Annotated in this window: 24 protein-coding genes; 18 read left to right on the forward strand and 6 right to left on the reverse strand. The window is 36.1% G+C overall.

Features of this window, described 5'->3' with window-relative positions; genetic code table 11:
- The first annotated feature begins 6 nt into the window (after positions 1-6).
- The 7 genes from menC (at position 7) to MHI34_RS09470 (ending at position 6,556) form a co-directional block, all read left to right on the forward strand.
- Positions 7-1,113: an o-succinylbenzoate synthase gene (gene menC, locus MHI34_RS09440; protein ID WP_342504368.1), complete on the forward strand. Its 1,107-nt coding sequence runs from the start codon at positions 7-9 to the stop codon at positions 1,111-1,113.
- A 42-nt stretch (positions 1,114-1,155) separates the two neighbouring features.
- Complete coding sequence (locus MHI34_RS09445) at positions 1,156-2,208, forward strand: membrane protein (RefSeq protein ID WP_036128403.1); 1,053 nt, start codon at positions 1,156-1,158, stop codon at positions 2,206-2,208.
- Between the two features lie 285 nt (positions 2,209-2,493).
- Entirely contained in the window at positions 2,494-3,444 is a 951-nt protein-coding gene (locus MHI34_RS09450) for an ABC transporter permease (RefSeq protein WP_036128401.1), read from the forward strand.
- Complete coding sequence (locus tag MHI34_RS09455; protein WP_036128399.1) at positions 3,437-4,390, forward strand: iron chelate uptake ABC transporter family permease subunit; 954 nt, start codon at positions 3,437-3,439, stop codon at positions 4,388-4,390. Before MHI34_RS09450 ends, MHI34_RS09455 begins: the two co-directional genes overlap by 8 nt.
- Positions 4,387-5,148: an ABC transporter ATP-binding protein gene (locus MHI34_RS09460; RefSeq protein WP_036128397.1), complete on the forward strand. Its 762-nt coding sequence runs from the start codon at positions 4,387-4,389 to the stop codon at positions 5,146-5,148. The genes MHI34_RS09455 and MHI34_RS09460 overlap by 4 nt, the downstream gene beginning before the upstream one ends.
- 66 nt (positions 5,149-5,214) lie before the next feature.
- Positions 5,215-6,240 carry a siderophore ABC transporter substrate-binding protein gene (locus tag MHI34_RS09465; RefSeq protein ID WP_036128395.1) on the forward strand — a complete coding sequence of 342 codons (1,026 nt, stop codon included), beginning with the start codon at positions 5,215-5,217 and terminating at the stop codon, positions 6,238-6,240.
- A gap of 1 nt (position 6,241) precedes the next feature.
- Positions 6,242-6,556 carry an antibiotic biosynthesis monooxygenase gene (locus MHI34_RS09470; protein WP_036128393.1) on the forward strand — a complete coding sequence of 105 codons (315 nt, stop codon included), beginning with the start codon at positions 6,242-6,244 and terminating at the stop codon, positions 6,554-6,556.
- Positions 6,557-6,647: 91 nt separating this feature from the next.
- On the opposite strand, the gene MHI34_RS09475 is transcribed toward MHI34_RS09470, so the two are convergent.
- Positions 6,648-7,187, reverse strand: coding sequence for a hypothetical protein (locus MHI34_RS09475; protein WP_036128391.1), 540 nt, complete (start codon positions 7,185-7,187; stop codon positions 6,648-6,650).
- 589 nt (positions 7,188-7,776) lie between these two features.
- Between MHI34_RS09475 and MHI34_RS09480 the strand changes: the two genes are divergently transcribed.
- From MHI34_RS09480 to zupT, 8 genes are all read left to right on the forward strand, one after another.
- Complete coding sequence (locus tag MHI34_RS09480) at positions 7,777-8,679, forward strand: polyprenyl synthetase family protein (protein ID WP_342504369.1); 903 nt, start codon at positions 7,777-7,779, stop codon at positions 8,677-8,679.
- A 12-nt stretch (positions 8,680-8,691) separates the two neighbouring features.
- A complete protein-coding gene (gene comX / locus MHI34_RS09485) occupies positions 8,692-8,850 on the forward strand; it encodes a competence pheromone ComX (RefSeq protein ID WP_036128375.1) in 159 nt (52 codons plus the stop codon).
- A gap of 47 nt (positions 8,851-8,897) precedes the next feature.
- Complete coding sequence (locus MHI34_RS09490; protein WP_051891772.1) at positions 8,898-11,144, forward strand: ATP-binding protein; 2,247 nt, start codon at positions 8,898-8,900, stop codon at positions 11,142-11,144.
- Positions 11,128-11,739 carry a response regulator transcription factor gene (locus MHI34_RS09495; protein ID WP_244504882.1) on the forward strand — a complete coding sequence of 204 codons (612 nt, stop codon included), beginning with the start codon at positions 11,128-11,130 and terminating at the stop codon, positions 11,737-11,739. The genes MHI34_RS09490 and MHI34_RS09495 overlap by 17 nt, the downstream gene beginning before the upstream one ends.
- A gap of 422 nt (positions 11,740-12,161) precedes the next feature.
- On the forward strand, positions 12,162-13,061 hold the full coding sequence (locus MHI34_RS09500) for a hypothetical protein (RefSeq protein ID WP_342504370.1): 900 nt from the start codon (positions 12,162-12,164) through the stop codon (positions 13,059-13,061).
- Positions 13,062-13,098: 37 nt separating this feature from the next.
- Positions 13,099-13,230 (forward strand): hypothetical protein, encoded by a 132-nt coding sequence (locus MHI34_RS09505; RefSeq protein WP_255358824.1) that lies wholly within the window; start codon positions 13,099-13,101, stop codon positions 13,228-13,230.
- 84 nt (positions 13,231-13,314) lie between these two features.
- Positions 13,315-13,923, forward strand: a complete 609-nt coding sequence (locus MHI34_RS09510) for a phosphatase PAP2 family protein (protein WP_036128368.1) — start codon at positions 13,315-13,317, stop codon at positions 13,921-13,923.
- Positions 13,924-14,299: 376 nt separating this feature from the next.
- A complete protein-coding gene (gene zupT / locus MHI34_RS09515; protein WP_036128366.1) occupies positions 14,300-15,109 on the forward strand; it encodes a zinc transporter ZupT in 810 nt (269 codons plus the stop codon).
- Positions 15,110-15,157: 48 nt separating this feature from the next.
- Here zupT and MHI34_RS09520 read toward each other — a convergent pair whose 3' ends face one another.
- From MHI34_RS09520 to thrC, 3 genes are all read right to left on the reverse strand, one after another.
- Positions 15,158-15,844: an MtnX-like HAD-IB family phosphatase gene (locus MHI34_RS09520; protein ID WP_089934447.1), complete on the reverse strand. Its 687-nt coding sequence runs from the start codon at positions 15,842-15,844 to the stop codon at positions 15,158-15,160.
- A gap of 119 nt (positions 15,845-15,963) precedes the next feature.
- The gene (gene thrB, locus MHI34_RS09525) at positions 15,964-16,863 is read right to left on the reverse strand and encodes a homoserine kinase (protein WP_089934450.1); all 900 of its coding nucleotides are present in this window, start codon (positions 16,861-16,863) and stop codon (positions 15,964-15,966) included.
- Complete coding sequence (gene thrC / locus MHI34_RS09530; protein ID WP_342504371.1) at positions 16,860-17,912, reverse strand: threonine synthase; 1,053 nt, start codon at positions 17,910-17,912, stop codon at positions 16,860-16,862. The genes thrB and thrC overlap by 4 nt, the downstream gene beginning before the upstream one ends.
- A 204-nt stretch (positions 17,913-18,116) precedes the next feature.
- On the opposite strand from thrC, the gene MHI34_RS09535 reads away from it, so the two are divergent.
- Together MHI34_RS09535 and MHI34_RS09540 are read left to right on the forward strand one after the other, a co-directional pair.
- A complete protein-coding gene (locus MHI34_RS09535; protein WP_051891771.1) occupies positions 18,117-19,346 on the forward strand; it encodes an MFS transporter in 1,230 nt (409 codons plus the stop codon).
- Between the two features lie 305 nt (positions 19,347-19,651).
- Positions 19,652-20,518: a MurR/RpiR family transcriptional regulator gene (locus tag MHI34_RS09540; RefSeq protein WP_036128356.1), complete on the forward strand. Its 867-nt coding sequence runs from the start codon at positions 19,652-19,654 to the stop codon at positions 20,516-20,518.
- A 112-nt stretch (positions 20,519-20,630) separates the two neighbouring features.
- Here the strand turns inward: MHI34_RS09540 and MHI34_RS09545 are convergent, their stop codons facing one another.
- The gene (locus MHI34_RS09545) at positions 20,631-21,434 is read right to left on the reverse strand and encodes a GNAT family N-acetyltransferase (protein WP_036128353.1); all 804 of its coding nucleotides are present in this window, start codon (positions 21,432-21,434) and stop codon (positions 20,631-20,633) included.
- Between the two features lie 457 nt (positions 21,435-21,891).
- Between MHI34_RS09545 and MHI34_RS09550 the strand changes: the two genes are divergently transcribed.
- A complete protein-coding gene (locus MHI34_RS09550; protein WP_058844740.1) occupies positions 21,892-22,818 on the forward strand; it encodes a manganese-dependent inorganic pyrophosphatase in 927 nt (308 codons plus the stop codon).
- A 133-nt stretch (positions 22,819-22,951) separates the two neighbouring features.
- Here MHI34_RS09550 and MHI34_RS09555 read toward each other — a convergent pair whose 3' ends face one another.
- Positions 22,952-24,331: an FAD-dependent oxidoreductase gene (locus MHI34_RS09555; protein WP_330493701.1), complete on the reverse strand. Its 1,380-nt coding sequence runs from the start codon at positions 24,329-24,331 to the stop codon at positions 22,952-22,954.
- Positions 24,332-24,372: the final 41 nt, after the last annotated feature.

The raw sequence follows: 24,372 nt of genomic DNA on the forward strand, positions 1-24,372 counted from the left end.
AATATCGTGAGAGTAGAAAAGATAACGTTAAGGCACTTAAAAATGCCCATGAAAACACCATTTACAACGAGCTTTGGCACAGTCGATGAAAAAGAGCTGTTATTAATAGAAGCAAGAGATGAGTCAGGAATTACAGGATGGGGAGAAACCGTTGCTTTTGTAGCACCTTGGTATACAGAAGAGACATTAAAGACAACATGGCATATGCTACAGGATTTTTTGATACCCATCTTGTTACATAAAGAGATCGGGCATCCAGATGAGGTCAATTCCTTATTTGCCCCTATTCGTCGAAATTGTATGGCGAAGGCTTCGATAGAGGGTGCTGTCTGGGACATCTATGCCCAACTAACGAAGCAATCACTTGCACAGGCGCTAGGTGGCCAAAAGCACCGTATTGAAGTCGGAGTCAGTGTAGGAATCCAGCCTTCCACTGCGCAATTAATAGAGGTAATAAAAAGTCATATTGCAAAGGGCTACAAAAGGGTGAAAATAAAAATAAAGCCTGGCTATGATGTTGAGGTAGTACGAGCAATCCGTGCGGAACTGCCAGACTTACCTTTGATGGTGGATGCAAACTCTGCTTATACATTAGAGGATATAAATATACTTCAGCAGCTGGATGACTTTCGTTTATTAATGATTGAACAACCATTAGCTACGGATGATATTGTCGATCATGCAACATTACAGAAAAAGTTAAAAACGCCAATTTGTTTAGATGAAAGTATCACATCTTTTGAGGATGCCAGACGAGCGATTGAGCTTGAGAGCTGTGGTGTCATTAACATCAAGATTGGACGAGTAGGTGGTTTAACAGAAGCGAAACGAATTCATGATTTATGTAAAGCGAAACGAATTCCAGTTTGGTGTGGTGGTATGTTAGAAGCAGGAATCGGACGAGCACATAATATTGCCTTAACATCGCTTAGTCATTTTATTTTACCTGGTGATACGGCAGGTTCTAGTCATTATTGGTATGAAGATATAATTGATCCTGAAGTAGTAGTGAAAGATGGTTATATTGAGGTGTCGCAGTCAGTTGGTATTGGGTATGCCCCTAATATGGCTATTATTGATAAGTTAACGATTAGTACTGAGGTCTATCAATAAAGCATTAGTAAGTCAATAAAGGAAAAACGAGGAGAGAACTGATTGAAAAAAAGCTTGCAAGTCGGTGGGGCCTATGTAGGAATCATCGTTGGAGCTGGATTTGCATCAGGACAGGAAATTGTCCTCTATTTTACAAGCTATGGCTTTCAAGGCGTATATGGTGCGCTGTTAGCCATGGTTGGCTTCTCTATTGTTGGCATGTGTATTGCTCAAGTGAGCTCAAGACTCCGCACAGCCTCACATAAGGATTTGATTTATCAAATTTCAGGGAATACGATTGGCTTTGTGTTGGATTTTGTATTATCTCTCTTTTTATTTGGTGTAGCCGTAATTATGTTTGCTGGTGCGGGTGCAACATTTCAGCAAATGTTTGGACTACCTATTTGGCTAGGGAGTATTTGTATGATCTTACTTACAGTAGCTACGGTCATGATGGATGTCAAAAGCATTATTAATATCATTGCCCTTGCCACACCCTATCTACTAACAATTGTCTCTATTATCGCAATCTATGCTATAGCAACGATGGACCTTACCTTTGTAGAGCAGGCAGTTATTGCCCAACAGGTTCAAGTAAGTGCAAACAGTTGGTGGGTGACGGCCTTACTGTATATGTCATTCAATGTAGGGGTTAGCTTTTCTTTACTAACGGTTATGTGTGGTTCTATACGCAATGCCAAAGTTGCTGGCATGGGTGGCATAATTGGTGGCATTTTGTTAGGTGCTTTAATTTTACTTGTTAATTTTTCCCTTCTAGCAAAAATGAATATCATTGTTGGATTAGATATTCCAATGCTAGCCTTAGCAAATGAAATTCATCCTATAGTGGGCCTTTTAATGGCAATTTCCCTTTTGGGGATGATTTATAATACGGCCGTAGGAATGCTCTATTCTTTCATGGTAAGGTTTTTCGAGCCTAGTAAAGCTAGCTTTAGAGTAGCAGTTATTTTTATAGGTGGTCTCGGATTTCTAGCGAGTCTTGTAGGATTCACGACACTAGTCGCAAAGCTGTATGCAGTCATGGGCTATGTAGGTTTGGTGTTAATTATATTTATTGTTTCTGCGTGGTTAAGAGGTACGAGGAAGATTATTTAATATAAAAATGGTAATTGAGAGATAGCTTTTGTTCTCAATTACCTTTTTGTTTGGATAAAAAATTTGTAGAAATAGTGAATTATTTCAGTTGTAGAGTTTAGCGAACTTACTGATATTTTGTTTATTAGACACGTTTTTTAGTTAATACTCAATAAAACGAGAATAATTCTCAATTGTTGGTTGACTGACAATAAAATCATGCTTATAATGGGAAACGTGAGTAATGATAATCATTTTCACTAGAAAGTGAATTACACACAAAAATGAAATCTACCGGGGATTACTATGAAAATAAGATATCTTTTAACAGCAACGATTGTGCTGTCTATTGTGTCGCTATTTATCGGAGTAATAGATATTAAGCCTAGCGACCTATTAGACTTTCAATCAGAAGAAGCTAGACTATTTTTAATTAGTCGTGTACCTAGACTTGTTGCTATTTTGCTAGCAGGTGCAGGTATGAGTATTGCTGGTTTAATTATGCAAAGCTTAAGTAGGAATAAGTTCGTATCGCCAACAACAGCTGGTACATTAGATGCCACGCGGTTGGGTGTATTGATTTCCATGATGTTCTTTACGAATGTCACGTATTTTCAAAAAATTTCCTTCGCTTTCATATTTGCTTTAGCCGGCACATTACTATTTATGCAAATATTAAACCGAATTAAGTTTAAAGATGCGATTTTTATACCACTTATTGGCTTAATGTATGGAAATATTTTGTCCTCCGTTACAACATTCTTTGCGTACAAGGCGAATATTATCCAGAACATTTCTGCATGGTTACAAGGAGATTTCTCATTAATCATGAAAGGCCGTTACGAACTGTTATACATAAGTGTACCAGTACTCATTTTAGCTTACATTTACGCAAATCGTTTTACTGTAGCTGGGATGGGAGAGGATTTTGCAAAAAATCTTGGTCTATCCTATAAATTTGTGGTGAATTTAGGCTTAGTGTTGGTAGCCCTTATCTCCACAACAGTGGTGTTAACAGTCGGTGTCATTCCTTTCCTTGGTTTGATTATTCCAAACATAATTTCACTGTTTAAAGGTGATAATTTGGCAAAAACCTTGCCACATACAGCATTACTTGGTATGTCATTTTTATTATTCTGCGATATTTTGGGACGTGTACTGATTTTCCCTTATGAAATACCAATTAGTATGACTGTTGGTGTAATTGGAAGTGCCATCTTCCTATTCATGTTGTTTAGGGGGAGAGCATATGCGTAATCGTACAAAAATGTTCATTTTACTAGGTCTTGCCGTAATAGCCATTTTATTGTATTTATTTTGGGCATTAAATGGTAACTATCATTATGCTTTTCCACGTCGTGTCATAAAGGTAGTAGCGATGTCGTTAACAGGTATAGCTATTGCCTACTCAACAGTAGTTTTCCAGACAATTACCCATAATCGTATTTTAACGCCAAGTGTCATGGGATTAGATGCTTTATATATGTTGATTCAAACATTCATCTACTTTTTCTTTGGCTCTACATCTATATTAGTCATTAATATTTACTATAATTTCACGCTTGCTATTGTAGTGATGATTATATTCGCTTTAATTTTTTACCGAGTATTATTTAAAGAAGGAAAGCGACCGATTTATTTTTTACTGCTTGTCGGAATGATTGTTGGTACGTTTTTAGGAAGTATTACGACGTTCTTCCAAGTATTAATCGATCCTAATGAGTTTTTAGGTTTACAAAGTAAAATGTTTGCAAGCTTTAATAATGTCAATTCAGATTTAGTTTGGCTAGCAGGTGTTATCATTTTAATAACGTTTGCATATGGTGCTCGCCACATGAATCAATTAGACGTGATGTCCTTGGGACGAGATACAGCGATTAATTTAGGTGTACCTTACGATAAGTTGGTACAACGTATGTTGATTTTAGCTTCGATCTTGATTGCCGTTTCGACGGCGCTCGTTGGGCCGATCACATTCTTTGGTTTAATTGTTGCAAATTTATCGTATCAGTATTTCAAAACATACAAGCATTCTATTTTGATTACTGGCTCCTGTGTCATGAGTATTATTGCTTTAATCGGTGGACAGTGGATGGTTGAACGTGTATTTGGTTTCAGTACTACACTTAGTGTCATTATTAATTTTGTGGGTGGGGTTTACTTCATCTACTTATTATTAAGAGAAAGTAGGTCAGCAGGATGATTCAAGTCAAAGAAATTACGAAGTTTTTTGGGAAAAAGCCTGTCGTTCAAGATGTAAGTGTTGACATTGTTTCAGGAAAAATCACATCTTTTATTGGACCGAATGGTGCAGGGAAGTCCACGCTACTTTCAATGGTAAGCCGTTTACTGAATGCAGATACTGGCGAAGTACTACTCGATAAAGCAGATGTACGTCGTTGGAAATCAGATGATTTTGCCAAGCGTGTCTCGATATTAAAGCAATCAAACTTTATGAATGTCCGTCTAACCATTCGTGAGCTTGTATCCTTTGGTCGTTTCCCTTATTCAAAAGGAAACCTAAAGCCTGAAGATGAAGAAAAAGTGGACGAAGCTATTCGCTACATGAATTTAGAAGATATGCAACAAAGTTATTTAGATGAACTATCAGGCGGTCAACGTCAGCGTGCTTTTATTGCAATGGTTATTGCGCAGGATACAGAGTATATCTTACTGGACGAGCCATTGAATAATTTAGATATGAAGCATTCTGTCCAGATTATGAAGATTTTACGTAAACTTGTTGATGAGTTAGGGAAAACAGTGGTCATCGTATTACATGATATTAATTTTGCTTCTGTTTATTCTGATAATATCGTGGCATTGAAAGATGGCCGTGTAGTTAAAAACGGTCCTACAAATGACATTATTAACTCAGATGCATTGAAGGAAATCTATGATATGGATATCCCTGTTCAAGAACAGGATGGCTGTCGAATTTGTGTTTATTTTAATTCGTAAAAATAGTTATCGATGGATCAACCATCAATTGACTATCAAATAAATTATTTAAAGGAGAATTTTACAATGAAAAAATGGAAATTACTTACGGTATTAATGGCAATGATGCTATTAGTATTAGCTGCTTGCGGTTCAAAAGACGAAGCAAAAGAAGAAGATAAAGGGACTTCAACTGACAAACCGGCTGAAGAACAAAATGAAGAATCATCAGTATACCCACTAACAATTCCTGGAAGCACAGTTGAAGGTCGTGATAGCACTACTACATTTGAAGAAGTAAAACTTGATAAAATGCCAGAAAAAGTTGTCGTTTTTGATAATGGTTTCCTAGATACATTAGATGCTTTAGGTGTTAATCCTACTGCTGTAGTACAAGATTCATTACCAGCTTACTTAAGCAAATATAAAGATAGCACTTATGTAAATGCAGGTACATTATTCGAACCTGATTATGAAAAACTATCTGAAATCAACCCTGATATTATTTTCATCTCTGGTCGTGCATCAGCAGCTTATGCTGAATTATCTAAAATTGCACCTACTGTATATGTTGGTGTAGATAACAATAACTTCTTAGAGTCATTCAAAGCTAATACAGAATTAGCAGGTAAAATCTTTGGTAAAGAAAAAGAAGCAGCAGATGCAATTGCTGCCTATGAAGCAAAAGTAGAAGAAGTAAAAGCAAAAGCAACTGCAACAGAAGAAAAAGCATTAATCGTTTTAGGTAGTGAAGGTTCATTATCTGTATTTGGTCCTGGTTCACGTTTCGGTGTGATTCATGATGTATATGGTGTAAAAGCTGTAGCTGAAGCTGGCGGATTTAAAATTGAGTCTCATGGTGATAATGCAAGCTTTGAGTTCGTACGTGAGAAAAACCCAGATATTTTATTCGTTATTGACCGTGACGCTGTTGTAAATGAAAACGGTGAGTCAGGTACAAAAGCAGCAATTGAAAACGAAATCGTAAGTGCAACAAATGCTGTGAAAAACAGTAAAGTATTCTACTTGGATCCGGAAGTTTGGTACCTTTCAGGTGGCGGTTTACAATCAGAAACACAAAAAGCTGAAGATGTGTTAAAGGCGTTTAACTAATATGTTTGTACAAATTAAACGTATCGTTGTGACGGAAGGTAATTCGGATAAGGTTGTGGAACGCTTTGGTGCTAAGCCAAACAGTCCATCATTACTTGAACAACAACCTGGTTATATTGATAAACAGGTTCTTGTAAAGAAAGTTCGCCGCGGTGATGAGGAAGTGCTAGTGATGGTTCGCTGGGAATCAGAAGAAGCATGGAAAAATTGGGAGAAGAGCCCTGAGCATATTGCCGGCCACAAGGCAAGCGCAGGAAAGCCAAAGCCTGATCATATCATTGAAAGTGGACAAGAAGTTTATTATGTAAAAGGTTAATAGCCTTAAGGTGTCTCAAGAGATTGAGGCACCTTTTTTAATACATATAAAAGCAGGTCACGTTGATGATGGTGACCTGCTTAACTATATTTTAATGTTTGATTGATGTTTTTCGCCACCCACTAAATGTTGAATCCATATTAAAGGATATCGTGCTTTCATTGATGGACAATCCTGAAATGCTTGTATTTCCTTGCTCATCAAAATGATCTTGAGTCGTCGTCTCCATTTCTAGCCCTCTAGCATTGATGATGGTGTATTGTGGTGTCATATAGACAGAAGGTGAATCTAGGTTTAATCCAAAGGTAAAAGGATTGACAGATGCCATACTGGATAAACTTTCGGTCGAAACTCTTATAATGCCATGCTGCTCCATATAAAGATCCCTTTTTTGTTGGAATGTATCCTCAAATCCAGGAATATCACTAATAAGATTAGATACGGTTGAAATACCTTGATATGCTGCTAAAGTTTCTTGATAAGCTTTTAACTCGGATTGAATAATGACTTGCTCCATTCGATGTTGATCAATTGTAGGCTGTTTAATTGTAATTTCTTCAGCTGAGACAGAGATATTACATGAAAAAGTAGCCGTAAGTATGAAAATAGTTTCATTTAATGCATTTTTCAATATTAAATCACTCCCAGTACAAAAGAATTTATTGTTCACTAATGTTTAATTTATTGCTATAAAATCTTTTGTTCTAATAATACAGATATTGTAGTAATATTAAATTCAATTAATTTAGAATATTTTAGTAATTAAGGCAGAGACAAATATACAGAAAATAATATTTATTTCAAACCATAAGTCCCGATCCCCTTATTTTTAAATTAAATATGTATAGAACAGTACAGATAGTCATTTACCTGTACTTTCATTTGTTTTACATAGCAGTAGTATATTGAGCAGGATAAAAATCTTGCTATAGTTAAAATTACTAATCCTCGAGTTACTATAAGCGTAACATCTGTTAGAACGCCATTTCAAGGGTAAGTTTACGCCACTTTAGTGGCGGTGCTTAGTTCTCTACCGCCATTTTTTTAGTAATTATTAGCAAAAATCTGGCGTGGTTTGCATGAATAACGCCATTTTTTGGCGGTCTCTATCTCTAAAAAAGAATTAATGCTTTTATATGGCTTACCTAATTATGTTACTAGTATTAATTCCCACTAATCTATATAATATCTAGTAATATGCTAGAGAGGAGAGAGGACTATTGAACGGTTTAGATGAACGTATTAATGAATCATTAGACATTCTTATAGAAAATGAGACATTACTGGGACATGAGCTACAATTACTGTTAAAAAGCTTTAAAGAAGAAAAAACAGCCAGAGGTTTTTCCTTTGGTAAGTTATGCTTTTGGCATTACGAAGCATTTTCTGACGGAGTAAATGAAGATATCTATAAAGTAGCTGCGGCAATTGAACTTTTAATACTTTCCTTTGATATTATTGATGATATACAGGATAAGGATTCAGACTATATTTGGAGTAAAACACCTGAGTTATCATTAAACGTTGCCTTAGCAATGCTGATCATGGCTTCTAAAGCAATCGATGACACTTCCTTTGAGCATAAACAAGTTGCTATAAGACTACTTGAGAAATACGCGTTACAAAGTATAAATGGTCAACAACTAGATTTACTAAATAATTGCCGCGATGAAGAATCCTATGTACAAATGATAACTCAGAAATCGGGCTCTTTAACAGCAATGGGCTGTTTGATCGGCGAAGTACTTGCAAAAGGGGAAGTTTCTAAAGAAGTAGAGGAGTATGGGAAATACATAGGTATTATCCAGCAAATTAAAAATGATATACAAGGTTTGAAAGTGTGGGGCCCTAAAAATGACCTGCTAAACAAAAAATATTCATTGCCTATTATATACCTTTTAACCAAGAAAAATGATATTTCAAATTCTGTTGCCAGCTATTATAATGATGATATAGTTACAGTTTTAGATCAAAATGCAACAGAAAATGAGTTGACAAATAGTGGGGCAATACGCTATGCCATCACAATAAAAAATGTTTACAAGTTTAAAGCCTTGAATTACCTTGAAAATGTAGAGATAAACGAATTAGGTAAAATATATCTGCAAGAATTAATGAAATGAGGAGAGATTAGTATGATTAATGTAATCCAGTATTTAGAACAAAATCCTAGCCTAGTTGGACTATTAAAAGAACAAAAAGCCTCATTAATTGGAGTTTCACCTGTTGAACAAAAAGCAATTCTAGAAGCATTTAGCGGAGAGATGATTGCAGAAAGTGATGTTTGGAACTAAAAACATTGCGTAGTAAATTATTTTGGCCAGCTATAATTCTCTATTTAATGATCGGCTTTTATTTAAATTATGTGAATTATAGCGCGCCATATATTGATATTGAGGTAGAAAAAGAAAATGGTCAGTGGGTAGTAACTCAACTTGATTATAAAGACTGGGCGGACAGTCAAAATATAGCCATTGGTGATGTTATTGTAAAGGTAGATGAACGTCCAATTGACCATTTAAATCAGCTGAAGTATAAATCCAAAATATTATCAGCTAATGATTTAACAGTTATGAAGCCAAGTGGAAGTTTAATAAACATACATATTAGACACTTAGATATTCCTCAGCAATTTTTATATATATTTTTTGTTCCGGCGTGTTATTATTTTTTGACGTTATTCATTGCGTTTTATTTACACTCCAAGCAAAGGAATTCAAAGTTAGCAGACTTACTTATTCTTTTTATGTTAAATGTTTCATTAGCATATGTGAGCAGTGGTGTCTCTGGTAGGTTAGATGCGATCGGTATTATCGTCAATCGTAGTAGTATGGTGTTATGTTTAGTCCTATTATTACATTTTTTAAGAAATTACTTTTTATTTGTGAAAGCGAATTGGGTATTTATGGATAATATCAAACTCTTTTATGTTTTCCCCATAATCGCTTTTATACTAGGTTTTACAGGCACTATTTATCCTGCTGCTAACGATATTCTTTCCAATATTGTATTAGCCATGTTTCTTCTTCTCCTTGTGATTATCCTTAGTATTTTACTAATAAGCTATTTCAAATACAGCTCACCACAGTTGAAAATTTTATTAAATAGTATATTAATACCCTTTCTACCATTTCTTTTTTTGTATGCACTTCCACAAATTCTTTTTCATACGTACATTCTTTCAGCTGAAATTTGCTCATTATTTTTATTGCTTATACCTTTTAGCTTTATCTTTACACAACTAACGGAAAGGCTATTTGATATTGAGTATCATATTACAAGATTACGCTATTATGTCATATTCTCTTTAAGCTTTACGTTATGGATTACTATGGGACTGTATTTTATTGCAGGACAGTATTTAACTATGACTGTCATGTCAGGAGTAGCACTTTTTACATTTTCATCATTAGTAATTCTCTTTTACGTAAAAGAAAAGGTTGATTATCGAAAACGGAAAATACTATTTTCTACAAAAGGTGACTATATTCATCAACTATATACTGCTGTAGATAAAATTGGTAAAACCATTAAAATCGACGAGCTTTTAGAGAAATTTGCTTATGAAGTTTCTATGCATCTTGAGTTAGAGGATGTTTTTGTCATAACATATAACTATGTTACGAATGAATTCTTAACGATGGCTGGAGAAAGTTTTACGATTCATCCTGATACTGTGGAAGAGTTGAGATTAGGAGAAATAAGAAAGATAGACAAAGTTTATGTAGCCTTTCTCCATCAAGACGCACATTATAAAAGAGCATTAGTGTTGGGGCATAATAATACGATCCATTTAAAAGATGAGGAGCTTTTATGGCTTGAATTGCTCCTATTGTATGTAAATAATTTTATTGAAAATACAAAGATGGTGGAAGAACTGATAGAGGAACTAAAGCATATGAAACAGGCTGACGATGGTCAGTTGCCATGGCTAAATAAGCTATTATGGTTAAGGTTTGAAGAAGAAAAATACCAGTTAGCTCAAGAGTTACATGACACCAATTTACAAGAGCAACTCCATATTGCACGAGAAGTGGATGTCCTTGTTAATGCAAAGAATACATCGGATATTCAAGAGCAACTTGCTAAAATTCATAAACAAATGCTTATCTCTTTATATGAATTGCGGAGCTATTGTGAAAATCTAAAGCCTCCTTTATTGGATACTTTAGGTTTAAATGCTGCATTAGAAAAGTTAATTCGAAAAGTTCAAGAAAGAGCTAACTTTGTGCTCATTTATACAATCGATCGTCTTTATTTAGAGGATGAGCGCATGAATTTAATGATTTATCGATTGTTTCAAGAACTACTGAATAATGCGTTAAAGCATTCCTATGCCGCATCCGTTGAAATCCATTTAAATGAGATGAATGATGGCTTTGAAATCATTTATAATGATGATGGTGTAGGCTGTAACGTGGAGGATATTATTGTAGCAGAGTCTATGGGTATTCGAGGTATGCAGGAGCGTGTAAAAGCATTTAATGGGCAATTTTATATTGACGCTCACATAAACAAAGGGATGTCTATTAGAATAATAGTGAAAGAAGGGAGTGAAACACTTGATTACGATGCTCATAGTGGATGATCACCCAATAGTATTAGAGGGAACTAAAAACTTATTTCAAGAGAATGATGATATTATCATTGATACGGAAAGCGATGCTACTTGTGTTATTCAAAGAATAAAAAATAAGCCATATGATATCTATTTGATTGATATCAATATGCCACTCGAAAATGGCATTAACTTAGCCCGTAATATTAAAGCTTTTCAGTCAAATGCTGCAGTTATCCTCTATACAGGTGATGATATCACGGATTATTACCCGCTTATTTTGGAAAGGAAAATAGAAGGCATTTTAGCTAAAACGGCCTCTAAAGAGCAGATTTTACGAACGGTGAGAGCCATTGCAAATGGGGAAATTGTTTTACCTAAAAATTTCTTGGATTTTTTGGATGATAAATTTAAACTGCAAGATGCAAAAGATATTCATTTAAATGAAAAGGAAAAGAAAATTTTAAGATTGATTGCGGAGGGCCATACAAATAAAGCCATCGCGATTGAATTAAACATTCCTCAGCGAACAACTGAGAGATATTTGACACAACTCTTTTCTCTGCTCAATGTAGATTCACGAACAGAGGCTGTAAATCTAGCTGAAAGAATGAATTTACTCTAAACTATTTCTATGCTATACTCTTGGTATATTTTTCAATAAAAAGGGAGCTTTCTGGGAGTTTACTATCCTAAATATTACCGTAGTAAAATAAAACCATATTTATATGAGAAATAACCTATAAAATACTAGGGACACCGCCAAAAAAGTGGCGGTGTTTTTTATGACCGCCAAATCACGCCAGATTTTCACTTGAATCACGCCAAAAAATTGGCGTAAACCCGAAGTTGAAAAGACGGTGTAAGTACTGGTACGCTTAAATTAACGGTGGTTAAGTAGATTTGCTTTAGTGAGTAATAGACAATAGATTTTATTAGAATAAGCAGCCTGACTATCTATGAATAAAGTAGCGTTAGTAGATTGTAGAATGTTACTAGCTAGTCAATATACTTCACCATAAAACTTTATAAAGGTAGGCGTGTATTGTGAAAGTAGAACTTGAAAATTTGTTTTCCGTAGATGAAACTAGTCAAGATCAAGTTATTAACGTTTATAATCGTCATGGTATTGCGATTGGTGCGCCTGAAATTAGAAAAAGAAATTTAAAAACAAAGTTTAATCCTATTTTTACATTAAATGAAGATGTAACATACGAACAGGTAACAGCTTTATATAAATCATTAGAACGCGAATTTGGTATTGTTTCAATAGGAGAACGTTTTTACTTTGAATTTTCAGATATGGAATATGAACGGGCACCATTATTTACTTTAAATTCAACAGGTAATTCACCAGAAATGTTCTTAGAGGACAAAGGGACATTATTTTCTTTAAGCACACACTGTAAATACTGTGGTCTAATGGATAAAGAGCAGTTATCACCTATAGTCATTGATACTACACAAATGAAGGGTCGCCATTTAGTCCATGTAAATGGTTATTGGGTTGCTTCTGAGGCACTAGCATCACTCATGAAAAAGGAAAATTTAGAAGGCTTTGAACTTTTAGAGGTTATCCATCAAGGACCTGAAGAAGGAAAGCAACTAGCTTATCAAATTATTCCTGTGCAAGTGCTGCCTGAATGTAGCAAGGATAGAGTAAAATTATATTTTGCAACAGAACAACCTCCATGTAGCTGCGGCTTAAATGGCGTGATTAATGGTCCTGATACCTATGAGCATGAAGATTTAAAGCACTTAAAAGGCGATGTATTTTACTCAGCTGAATGTAGTCACGATGGAAGATATCTTTATAGAAAGACTTTGTTCAGTAAAAGATTTAGAGAAACGATTATAAAAAATGGTATTTCTCGTGAAGTTAGAGGAGAAAAGGATTCAAACTTTGGCCCAAAAGATTGGCTATTTGATCCTGTGTTAATCAAGTAAACGAAGTGGAACAAAAAAGGATAAGGGAGTGTTTAGGATGTTTAGAAAAATACTACCTATAGTAGCCATTTTGTTTATTATTGCATTGGCTATTTCCGACTATTTTAACAAACCTGAAGAAGCATCCATCCATGTTTATCAAGAATACGAACGTGCTTACCTTTCTTAAAACGAGAGTCTATATTTCGCTCAGAATAGACTTATTTATGTTATGATGTGAAGATCATAGCATGAATGTTTTTGAGGTGAAAGAATGAAAAAATGGGCATATCCATTAGCAATTTTAACGCTAATTGTATTTTTCGTAGTAAGAGCTACTTATCAAAGCGAGTTCATGAATACATTTGACGCAAAGATGGCGGAGATCTTTTTTGGTAATCGATTTATAGAGATCTTTCATTATATAGGAGAGCCTAAATTTGTTGTCGCTGTCGCAGTAGTCTTAATGGTGTATTTAGCTTGGAAGGTAAAAAATTATCGAGCCATGCTATTTGTAGTGTTAACTTTTGCAGCGGGCAATGTTTTGAATCAATTACTAAAAAAATGGATCCAACGACCACGTCCTGAATTGGAGAACCAACTGACATCCTTTAGCTTTCCATCTGGACATGCTATGACGGGTATTCTGTACTTATTCACAATCGCTTATATTTTCGCCGAGAATAATAGTAAAGGTCGTAAAATTGTGCTGTGGCTAGGTGCAATAATTCTAATGGTACTCATTGGATTATCACGTATTGCAGGAGCTCGACACTTTGCTACGGATGTGCTTGCAGGTTGGAGTATGGGATATACTTGGTTTATCATCTGTGTCATCTGGTATGAACGTCGTAAAAAATCGTTTCAATCAAACCATAAATAAAAAAGTATAAGTAGTATCAGGATGAACTGATACTGTCTACAAAAGGAATCGAGAAATTTAATCTCGATTCCTTTTTACATGTTTCGGTCCTTTTTATAAGCATTTCTTTAAATTCCCCACAACATCACAGTCGTGACAGCAAGATAAGCAAAATGTCTCTGTCTTTGCTATATTTGATTATCTTCTATGTAGAAGTAGATGAAACGGGAGGCAGTGACTCTCTCAGAAAGAATGTGCCCACGGTTTTTATATACTAATGAATGAGCATGATTTTCCTATTGTAAAGAATGATATTTACCTTATAAAAAAGAATTGCGTATAGGAAACTTCTAAGTTAAGATGAGTACAATAATAAAAAGAGAAAAGGAAGAAGGGAATGGACGGAAATGTTTTACTGGCACTAGGGTTGACTCTTTTTGCCGGACTTGCAACGGGTGTAGGTAGTTTAATCGCCTTTTTTACATCAAGAACAAATACAAAATTTTTATCATTCGCATTGGGCTTTTCAGCAGGGGTCATGATATATGTATCCCTTGTAGAAATTTTTGTTAAAGCGAAAGATGCTTTAACCGACGCATTAGGCACAACAAATGGCTATTGGATGACAATTCTCGGATTTTTTGGCGGGATGTTATTTATTGCTTTAATAGATAAATTTATTCCTAAGGCTACTAATCCTCACGAAGTAAAGCTAGTTGAAGATGTGAATGCAGTGAAGCCTCAGGTCAATGAAGAGCATTTGATGAAGATGGGTATTTTTACAGCTCTCGCTATTGGCATTCATAATTTTCCTGAGGGCATTGCTACATTTATGTCAGCTATTAATGACCCAAATGTGGGGATTGCTATTGCTATTGCAGTAGCCATTCATAATATTCCAGAAGGCATTGCTGTATCAGTCCCTATTTTCTTTGCAACGGGCAATCGTCGAAAAGCTTTTAAGTTATCTTTTTTATCAGGATTAGCAGAGCCTGTCGGTGCACTAGTAGCATTTTTGCTCCTTATGCCCTTTTTAACAGATGTAATGTTTGGCATCGTGTTTGCTGGTGTTGCAGGCATTATGGTTTTTATTTCATTAGATGAATTATTACCTGCAGCGCAAAGATACGATGAAACACATTTATCCATGTATGGTCTAGTAGGGGGAATGGCTGTCATGGCCATTAGCTTAGTATTATTAGCATAATTAAAATAGGAAAAGGGAGTCATTTAAAGTGGCTCCCTTGTTATTTTTCTATATTGTAGGAACAGCCTTTTTTGATTCCACAAGCTCTTGTACACTATTTAGACAATCATGAAATGTAGTAAAAGGTTTATATGGAATATGAAGCTCCTCACAGCGCTGAACGAGATGATCTCTAGCAAGAACAATATTTGCTAGTTTAGCTGCCTCAAAATCAGAAAGAGAGTCACCAATCACAATTTTAAAATGATCCTCCTCTGCAATCTTCCGCATCACGCTAGGTTTACAGCAACCGCAACCTTGTGTGCTATATTTAACACATTCCTCGTCACAGTTATTTGGATAGATTAGTTCTATTTGTTCACCTGAAAAATCGGCTTTATTACAGTAGATGCCCGAAAAAGGACCATATTTTTCAACTAGAGGCTCAATGAAAAAATCAACGCCACCGCTTACAATATAAAATGGTATGTTATGGTCTTGAGCATAGCGAACAAAATCCCCAAAGCCCTCACGAATTACTGCTGAATCCATAAGATATTGAATTACTTCATCTTTTTGTTGAGTAGAAAGTAGATGAAACATAGCGGAAAGCCCATCTTTAAATGAAATGGTTTGTTCCATCATGGCTTTAGCAATTTTTTCAGAATCCTCTCGTACAAATTCAGTCATTAATGAAAAGATATTATCAGTTTCTGTTATCGTGCCATCGAAATCACAGAATATAATTGGTTTCAAGATAGTTCCTCCTTAGAAAAGCACGTATAAAATATCCTTTTCTATACTTCTATCATATTAGTTTTATAAGTACTTGTTTTCAAAAAAACGCCTACTAGGGTAGTAGACGTTTCAAACATTTATTGCTTATGGACTTGCACACCATGTTCATCCGCTTTTGTTAAAATTACTTGATGCTCTGGGAATTGCTTTGTCATTAACTGAACAAAGTCAGTAGCAATAGCAGAAGGAATAATGGAAATCAACGTTGGCCCAGCGCCACTTAGAGCGGTACCGTATGCACCGTTAGCTTTTGCAGCAGTACGAATTTCTGCATAGGCAGGAATTAGCTTTGCACGAAATGGTTCATGGAATAAATCAGCCTCCATATAATGACCAGCACGCTCGAAATCACGTGCCATTAAGGAAGCTGCTAACATATTCGCATTTGCAGAAGCACGAACAGCATAGGCGCGATTTAGTTGTTCTGGTAAAACAGAACGAGATTCGCTCGTTTTGAGCTCAACATCTGGTACGTATACCACAAATGATGCCTCGATATCATTGATATGAAATGTATCGACAATTCCGTTGTCATCCATTGAGGAAATGGTTAATCCCCCTAAAACAGAAGCGGTTGCATTGTCTGGATGTCCTTCAATCTGTGAGGAGAGATTGAGCTTATCTTGAACAGTTAAACCAAGTTCACATACTTGGTTAGCAAGTTCAATACCTGCCACAATCACAGCTGCACTGCTTCCAAGGCCACGTGCTAATGGAAGCTCACTAGTCATCTCGACACGACAAGCAGGTAGTTGCTGATCATATTGATCTGCAATTTTTTTAGCAATGACGTATAGTAAGTGTTCTTCAAGCTCAAACTCTTTAGGACCATTATCATCGAGATGGATAATATTCCATTGATCTTGTAAAGTAACGGTAAGCTTTAAGTAAAGGGACAAGCCGAGTCCTATCGAATCAAAGCCTGGCCCTAGGTTGGCCGTGCTTCCAGGAACTGAGATTTGCCACACTTTACTCATAGTACACCCTCGATATATGCACGAATTTCTTCTTCATCATTTTTAAGGGACACTACTTCTACAGTAGAAACGTTCATAGCTGTATCAGGATCTTTTAGTCCGTTCCCAGTGAAGATTGTGACAACTTTTGCACCCTGTGGTATTTTTCCGTTTTCAACTGACTTAATAACACCTGCTAAAGAAGCAGCAGAGCCAGGCTCAACGAAAATACCTTCTGTACTTGCGATTAATTTATAGGCAGCTACAATTTCTTCATCTGTAACAGAATCAATGATACCGCCAGATTCATCACGAGCTGCTTCTGCCAATTTCCAACTAGCAGGGTTACCAATTCGGATGGCTGTTGCCACTGTCTCAGGATTAGCAATAGGTTCTCCATTGACGATAGCTGCGGCACCTTCAGCCTCAAAGCCATACATTTTTGGTAGACCGCAATTTTTCGCTGCATGGTATTCTTTAAAGCCTTTCCAGTATGCAGTAATATTTCCTGCGTTACCTACTGGAATACACAAATAATCAGGTGCTGTACCTAAGCCATCTACAATCTCAAAGGATGCCGTTTTTTGACCTTCAATACGGTATGGGTTCACAGAGTTTACAAGTGCGACAGGAGTCGTTTTACTTACTTGGCGAACAATGTTAAGGGCATCATCAAAGTTACCGTCAATTTCGATGATTTTTGCACCATACATGGTAGCTTGAGCAAGTTTACCAAGAGCGACTTTTCCTTTCGGAATAACAACGATGGATTGAATACCAGCGCGTGTTGCATAAGCTGCCGCAGCTGCAGAAGTATTTCCTGTAGAGGCACAAATAACGCATTGACTCCCATCTTCAATAGCCTTTGCAACGGCAAATACCATCCCTCGGTCTTTAAATGAGCCTGTCGGGTTTGCACCTTCAATTTTTCCGTAAAGCTCAATGCCTAGTTTCTTAGATAAATTCACTAAATGTATAAGAGGCGTATTGCCTTCGTTTAAAGTTAAAGCAGGTGTGTTTTCAGTTACGGGTAAAAATTGTTTATATTCTTCAATAAGGCCTTTCCACATAACGATACGATCTCCTTTTGTTCTTATAGGAAGAACAGTTGTTTTTGTATAAAAGACATTTTAACGCAAATCGTACTATTATTTCAATAGCATTTCATTAATTGTCGAAACAATTCGGTAATTTGAATTTTACTTGTCACTTTCTTGAAACAACTGTATAGTAATCTTGTAATGTAAAGTCAAGTGTAAAGACAGGTGGTTGGGATGACAACAAATACAGTAGTAACAAATAAACCTCAGCAATCCATTTCTAGAAATAAACTTTTAGGTGTAGCGGGGGTAGGTTGGCTTTTCGATGCCATGGATGTTGGTATATTATCCTTCGTCATTGCGGCATTGGCAGCTGAATGGGGACTATCACCAAGTCAATCTGGCTGGATAGGTAGTGTTAATTCAATCGGGATGGCTGTAGGAGCACTTTTCTTTGGTGTTTTTGCTGATAAAGTAGGGCGAAAGCAAATTTTTATGTGGACTCTGGTCCTATTTTCTATTGCAAGTGGACTATCCGCTTTTACAACTACATTAACTGCATTTTTAATTTTACGCTTTTTAGTAGGTATGGGGCTAGGGGGAGAATTACCTGTAGCTTCAACATTAGTATCTGAAAGTGTAGCGGCCAAGGAAAGAGGGCGTGTAGTTGTCTTATTAGAAAGCTTTTGGGCGGCAGGATGGTTAATTGCTGCACTTATTTCATATTTCGTTATCCCTACTTGGGGATGGAGAGTGGCCCTTATATTAACAGCACTTCCAGCCTTTTATGCTATTTATCTTCGTTGGCATTTGCCAGACTCACCACAATTTACGGTGAAGGAAGAATCCAAAAAACGCAGTATTGGCCAAAATATGAAAGAAGTTTGGTCGAAGAAGTACGCACGTTCTACGTTTATGTTGTGGCTATTATGGTTTACAGTTGTATTCTCCTATTATGGCATGTTTTTATGGCTGCCAAGTGTAATGGTTGGAAAGGGCTTTGATATGATTACAAGCTTTAAATATGTTCTAATCATGACATTAGCTCAATTGCCAGGTTATTTTACAGCAGCTTGGTTTATAGAAAAGTTCGGCCGTAAATTTGTCCTTGTTTCCTATCTAATTGGTACTGCTGGAAGTGCTTTCGTTTTTGGGAATGCAGATACACTTGCCGTATTGTTAATTTCAGGGATGTTTTTATCCTTCTTTAACTTAGGGGCATGGGGTGCATTATATGCCTATACACCTGAGCAATATCCAGCTATTATTCGCGGCACAGGTGCTGGCATGGCGGCAGCTGTTGGGCGAATCGGAGGTATTTTTGGTCCATTGCTCGTTGGTTTTTTATTAACGGCAGGCTATGATATAGGCTTTATCTTTGCCATTTTCTGTGGTGCTATCATTATAGGCGTGGTGGGTGTCATCTTCCTTGGAAGGGAAACAAAGCAGCTTGAATTAGAATAAAAATAAAAAGTTCTGGATTAGAGTAATGAATCCAGGACTTTTTTGTTTATATTCGCTAGTGAAATACATAAAAATAAGTATTTATTAATTTTTATTCAATTTTACGAATTTATTTGTTAAAATGACAAATCAATATAAAAAGGTAAATCAAATTGTTCTATTAGCAGGTTAATGTGTTAAAGATTTTTCAGAAAAGTCATTGTATTCAAATTGTAATCGTGATACTGTATTTTTAATCGAATTTTGAGTCAGTAGGAAACAATCTCCCGTTCGTGATAAGGTCATTGAAAGAAAGGTTGTTAGGAATGAGTATTCATGAGGATATAAAGAAAAGGTTTGTAAGGCTGTCAAAGGGGCAGCGTAAAGTAGCACAATTTGTGATGGATAATCCCACTACAGTTATTGCTAATGGAGCAGCAGAGGTTGGCAGGCTGGCGAATGTAAGTGAATCTACAGTAATTCGTTTTTGTTATGCCATGGATTTATCAGGATATGTAGAATTGCAAGAGGAAATTAGAGAATATATGATGTCTCAAAATGAAGGGGTAAATCTACAACCTACATATACAGTAAAAAAATTAACTAATTCTAGCTTTGGTAAGATCATGCAACAAGATAGCCAAAATATTCAAGAAACGATTCAATTGATTAACGATCAGCAAATTCAAAAAAGCTCGAAATGGATGCATGAGGCAGATCATATCTATATTCTTGGTACTCGCCACAATGCATATGTCGCCAATTGGTTAGCCAACACATTAAAAACATTACGTTCTAATATTAAGCAGCTTCGCTTAGACTCGGATGATCTCGTTAATCAAATGAATAGTATGGGCGAACATACGACATTCATTGTACTATCCTTTGATAAACAGATGAAGGATATGAAGACGATTGTTGAAATTGCCAAGATGAAGAAAGTAAAGATTATTGCGATTACAGGGTCTGCATTTTCCCCTATCCGAGAATACGCCAGTGCATTATTTGCTCTTGGCACAAAAAAGCATTCTTCACTAAACATTGCACCAGTCTTATTTTCCTTTTTGCATGCCTTGTTAGAGGAAATGATGAGTCAAGATAAGGGACAATATGAAAAATATCAGCAATCCTATGAGCAAGTTGAAAGTAATGTGTTATTCTTAGATGCTGCTAGAGAGAAGCAGGTTTTTTAATGTAGGCAACGCATAGATGGTGTGTACTCATACACAGGTCTATGCGTGTTTTTATGAAATTCACTATAAAAAAAGATGTCCAAATATGATTTAGACATCTAGGAAAAATGAATTATAGAATTTTACTTAAGCTATATTCATTCACATACGTATCATTTAATTTAATGGCATTTTGTCGGATGCCTTCTTGTTGAAACCCTAGTTTTGTAAAAAGGTGTAACGCTACATTATTATGTTCCATCACCGTTAACTCTAGACGAGAAATGTCTCGCTGTTTAGACCAATTTTCAACAGCGTTCATCAGTGCAGAGCCAATGCCCTTTTGTTGATGTTCTTCCTTTACTGCTAAGCGAACAGAAGCAACATGTCTAGCTTTCGATTGTTTATACCCATGAATGACTGCATAGCCTGCAAAAATGCCATTTAATACACAGAGTAGTATTGTGCGGTTTTTTAGCTGTTTCCAATAGGCTAAATTTTTACGAAGTTGTTGGACCGTTAGATCTACTTCATTTTGAACATTATACATGAAGTCAGTTTGCTGAAAGATTTCCTCTTGTAAATGAATGAATGATCTAGCATCGGATGCTTCAATCCCTCGAATTATGTATGCAGATGGGCTTTCCTCATTGTTAGAAGTACTGCTTTCAGTTGGCTTCATTTGCGAACGTGAGAAAGTTACGCTTGTCCCTAATTTAACATCAATAACATAATAACCTGCATTGGTCCAAGATAAATAGTGTGAGAGAGGGGGCTTAGTTTTTTTCCACCAGCTCTTATTTAAGTAGGCGGCGTTTGGTAATACTTGTCCCATAATGTTTTCTAATTCACTAAAGGATAAAGTGATCTCTTGTTGTAAAGCTACTTCAAAATAGTTTGCTAAAGGAATGTACTTTTTTTCCATCTTCTTTGTCATCGTAATCCCCATTTCCTGAATATCCAAAAATATAGACTATCTGATGATAGCATAAAATTACGATGACTTAAATATGAAAACCCAACTAAATATCTATATAAACTAATTATTTTTTTAAAAAGATGCATTTTTACTATTAAATGTTAAAAATAGGTTGGTAAAAATAGAGAGTATTATAGGAGTGTGTAGACCCAATAAAAGTTATATAGCAACATAAGGTAGTTATAATATATATCTTATTTGCAAAGTATGTATTTAAAGATTAATTATTCTTTTATATAATAAATGATAGGCAGTAAGATTTTATCTGGATTCAGCAAATGCTTTTAGGAGCAAATTTTCGAGTGAGTTTGATGAGGCTTCGTTGATTCAAAGTTACACTTTATCACTTATTAGGCTATAAGATATGATAAAATAAAATACAAATGTAAGTGCTATTTTAGGAGGAATTGATTGAATGAGTAAAGTATTAGTTTTTGGACATAAAAACCCAGACACAGACACAATCACGTCTGCTATTGTATATGCCTATTTAAAACACCAAATTGGTGAAGAAGCTGAGGCAGTACGTCTTGGAGATATTAATAATGAAACTCAGTTTGCATTAGATAAATTTGGTTTTGAAGCACCTCGTTTAATTTCTTCTGTAGTAGGGGAAGGGGACAAGGTAATTCTTGTTGACCACAATGAATTCCAACAATCAGCGGATGGTATTGAGGAAGTACAAATTACAGAGGTAATCGACCACCATCGTATTGCAAACTTCCAAACAGCAGATCCACTATACTATCGTGCTGAGCCAGTAGGTTGTACAGCAACAATTCTAAACAAAATCTTTAAGGAAAATGGTGTAGCAATACCAGCTAATATTGCTGGCTTAATGTTATCAGCAATTGTTTCTGATACATTACTTTTTAAATCACCAACTTGTACAGAGCAAGACGTAAAAGCTGGTGAAGAGCTAGCAAAAATTGCAGGTGTGGACGTTGCAGACTATGGATTAGCTATGCTAAAAGCAGGGGCTGACCTATCTGATAAATCACTAGAAGATCTTTTATCATTAGATGCGAAAGAATTCCAATTTGGTGAGTACAAATCAGTTGTAGCCCAAGTTAATGCAGTTGATATTAATGATGTACTTAATCGTCAAGAAGAACTAGAAATCCTATTAAATAAAAACGTTGCAGAAAACGGCTTAGATTTATTCTTCTTCGTTGTGACAGACATTTTAAATAATGATTCAACTGCTGTTGCAATTGGACAAGTAGCAGAAGCGGCAGCAAAAGGATTCGGTGCGGAACTCATTAACAATCGTGTTGTACTACCAGGTGTTGTTTCTCGTAAAAAACAAATTGTACCAGTATTAACGGAAGCACTAAAATAATAGGCAGAGGCTGGGACAAAAGAATTTTAGCCAAAGAAAACCCCGAACTACGAAATGTTCATTAATGTTTCGTAATAGTTCGGGGTTTCTGTTTAAATTGCTTAGTTCATTCGAAAATTATCCAGCTTTCATATTAATCGAGTTTTAATGGTTGTACTGCTGGGCCTTCAAGTACCTCACCCTTAGCGTTAAAGCGTGAACCGTGGCAAGGACAATCCCATGTCTCATCTGCTTCATTCCATTTCGTTTTACAGCCTAAATGGGTGCAAGTCGGTGCTTTGGCGTTCTTCATATAACCAGCTATATATTCCTTTGCAACAAAGCCCCCTACTTTAAGCATCTGCATGAATTGCGCGCCGAATTTTGTACGTGACGGTGAATAAAGGGCAATGGCACCATCCTCACTCTGTGCGCCTGTAATCAGGGTGGACAAGATGTCACCAGCGACAAAGGAATTGGAAATCCCCCATTTACGGTAGCCAGTAGCAATCAGTACATTAGGTAAGGAGTTTGTAATTCTTCCAACGTAAGGAACAATGTCAGGTGTTTCAATATCTTGAGCTGACCATCGATAAAGTGGCTGTTGTTCAAAGTGTTCCTTCATTTCATTGGAAATCGCTTCATAATACGGCTCCGTATGAACGGTTTCGCCAGCTATATGATTCGCTCCACCCATTACTAAATAATGTTCCTTGTCTATCGTGGCAGTCCGAATCGAACGGGAAGGGAAATCAACGGATAGATATTGCCCCTGCATCGTTTCGGAAATCTTACTAGCAATCATATAAGAGCGATTATTGGACAGTTTAAAAAGTTTGAGTCCTTTAAACGCCTCAATGGGATAATGCGAACACAAAATAAGCTTATTGTATTGAACCGACATATTTTTTTCGGTATGTAAGTTATTTTGTGATATGTTTAATTGCTGAACACGAGTATTGCTGTAAAGTCTTGCCCCCATTGCCTGTGCCTCTTTGACAAGGAAATTACTCACCTCTAAAGGATTTATTTGAGCTTGCTGTGACATACATAATGCTTTGGTGATAGGAAACGGTAGCTCTGTCTCAGAGGTAATTTTAGATTTAATATTTAAAACCTTATAGGCATTCCATTCTTTTAATAATTGTGCATAGCCTTCTTTTGTTTGACAGTACAACAGTGAGTCCACTGATCGAACACTGTGTGTCGGAAGTAATTGCCTAGCTTTCTCGATGGCTTGTTGGTTGAGCTGATAATAAAGCTGCGCCTCTTCTATAGATAGTTTTTCTAACAGATTCGCATAGACAATACTATGCTGTGCTGTTAATTTTCCTGTGGAATGCCCTGTCGTTCCGTGACCAAAATGGGTATTCGCCTCAAGTAGAACTACATCCACACCTGCTTTTGCTAAAGTATAGGCTGTATACAAACCTGTTAAGCCCCCACCGATAATACATACATCACAAGTTGTTGAGGAAGTAAGAGAAGCTAGCGAGACTGACTCGGTTGATGCGAGCCACAGAGATTGTGTCATATTGAAACCTCACATTGTTTTTATGTTCAGTATGTAGAAGG

This window comes from Lysinibacillus sp. FSL L8-0126 (assembly GCF_038630385.1).
Lineage (GTDB): Bacteria > Bacillota > Bacilli > Bacillales_A > Planococcaceae > Lysinibacillus > Lysinibacillus fusiformis_D.

Excerpts from the sequence above, each read along its gene's own strand:
- MHI34_RS09510 (WP_036128368.1), top strand. The coding sequence starts at position 13,315 with ATGAAAAAATGGGCATATCCATTAGCAATTTTAACGCTAATTGTATTT.
- MHI34_RS09555 (WP_330493701.1), bottom strand. The coding sequence starts at position 24,331 with ATGACACAATCTCTGTGGCTCGCATCAACCGAGTCAGTCTCGCTAGCT.
- MHI34_RS09505 (WP_255358824.1), top strand. The coding sequence starts at position 13,099 with ATGTTTAGAAAAATACTACCTATAGTAGCCATTTTGTTTATTATTGCA.
- MHI34_RS09540 (WP_036128356.1), top strand. The coding sequence starts at position 19,652 with ATGAGTATTCATGAGGATATAAAGAAAAGGTTTGTAAGGCTGTCAAAG.
- MHI34_RS09545 (WP_036128353.1), bottom strand. The coding sequence starts at position 21,434 with ATGACAAAGAAGATGGAAAAAAAGTACATTCCTTTAGCAAACTATTTT.
- MHI34_RS09460 (WP_036128397.1), top strand. The coding sequence starts at position 4,387 with ATGATTCAAGTCAAAGAAATTACGAAGTTTTTTGGGAAAAAGCCTGTC.
- zupT (WP_036128366.1), top strand. The coding sequence starts at position 14,300 with ATGGACGGAAATGTTTTACTGGCACTAGGGTTGACTCTTTTTGCCGGA.
- MHI34_RS09450 (WP_036128401.1), top strand. The coding sequence starts at position 2,494 with ATGAAAATAAGATATCTTTTAACAGCAACGATTGTGCTGTCTATTGTG.
- MHI34_RS09550 (WP_058844740.1), top strand. The coding sequence starts at position 21,892 with ATGAGTAAAGTATTAGTTTTTGGACATAAAAACCCAGACACAGACACA.
- thrC (WP_342504371.1), bottom strand. The coding sequence starts at position 17,912 with ATGTGGAAAGGCCTTATTGAAGAATATAAACAATTTTTACCCGTAACT.
- MHI34_RS09490 (WP_051891772.1), top strand. The coding sequence starts at position 8,898 with ATGATCGGCTTTTATTTAAATTATGTGAATTATAGCGCGCCATATATT.
- MHI34_RS09455 (WP_036128399.1), top strand. The coding sequence starts at position 3,437 with ATGCGTAATCGTACAAAAATGTTCATTTTACTAGGTCTTGCCGTAATA.
- MHI34_RS09470 (WP_036128393.1), top strand. The coding sequence starts at position 6,242 with ATGTTTGTACAAATTAAACGTATCGTTGTGACGGAAGGTAATTCGGAT.
- MHI34_RS09495 (WP_244504882.1), top strand. The coding sequence starts at position 11,128 with ATGCTCATAGTGGATGATCACCCAATAGTATTAGAGGGAACTAAAAAC.
- comX (WP_036128375.1), top strand. The coding sequence starts at position 8,692 with ATGATTAATGTAATCCAGTATTTAGAACAAAATCCTAGCCTAGTTGGA.
- MHI34_RS09465 (WP_036128395.1), top strand. The coding sequence starts at position 5,215 with ATGAAAAAATGGAAATTACTTACGGTATTAATGGCAATGATGCTATTA.
- MHI34_RS09535 (WP_051891771.1), top strand. The coding sequence starts at position 18,117 with ATGACAACAAATACAGTAGTAACAAATAAACCTCAGCAATCCATTTCT.
- thrB (WP_089934450.1), bottom strand. The coding sequence starts at position 16,863 with ATGAGTAAAGTGTGGCAAATCTCAGTTCCTGGAAGCACGGCCAACCTA.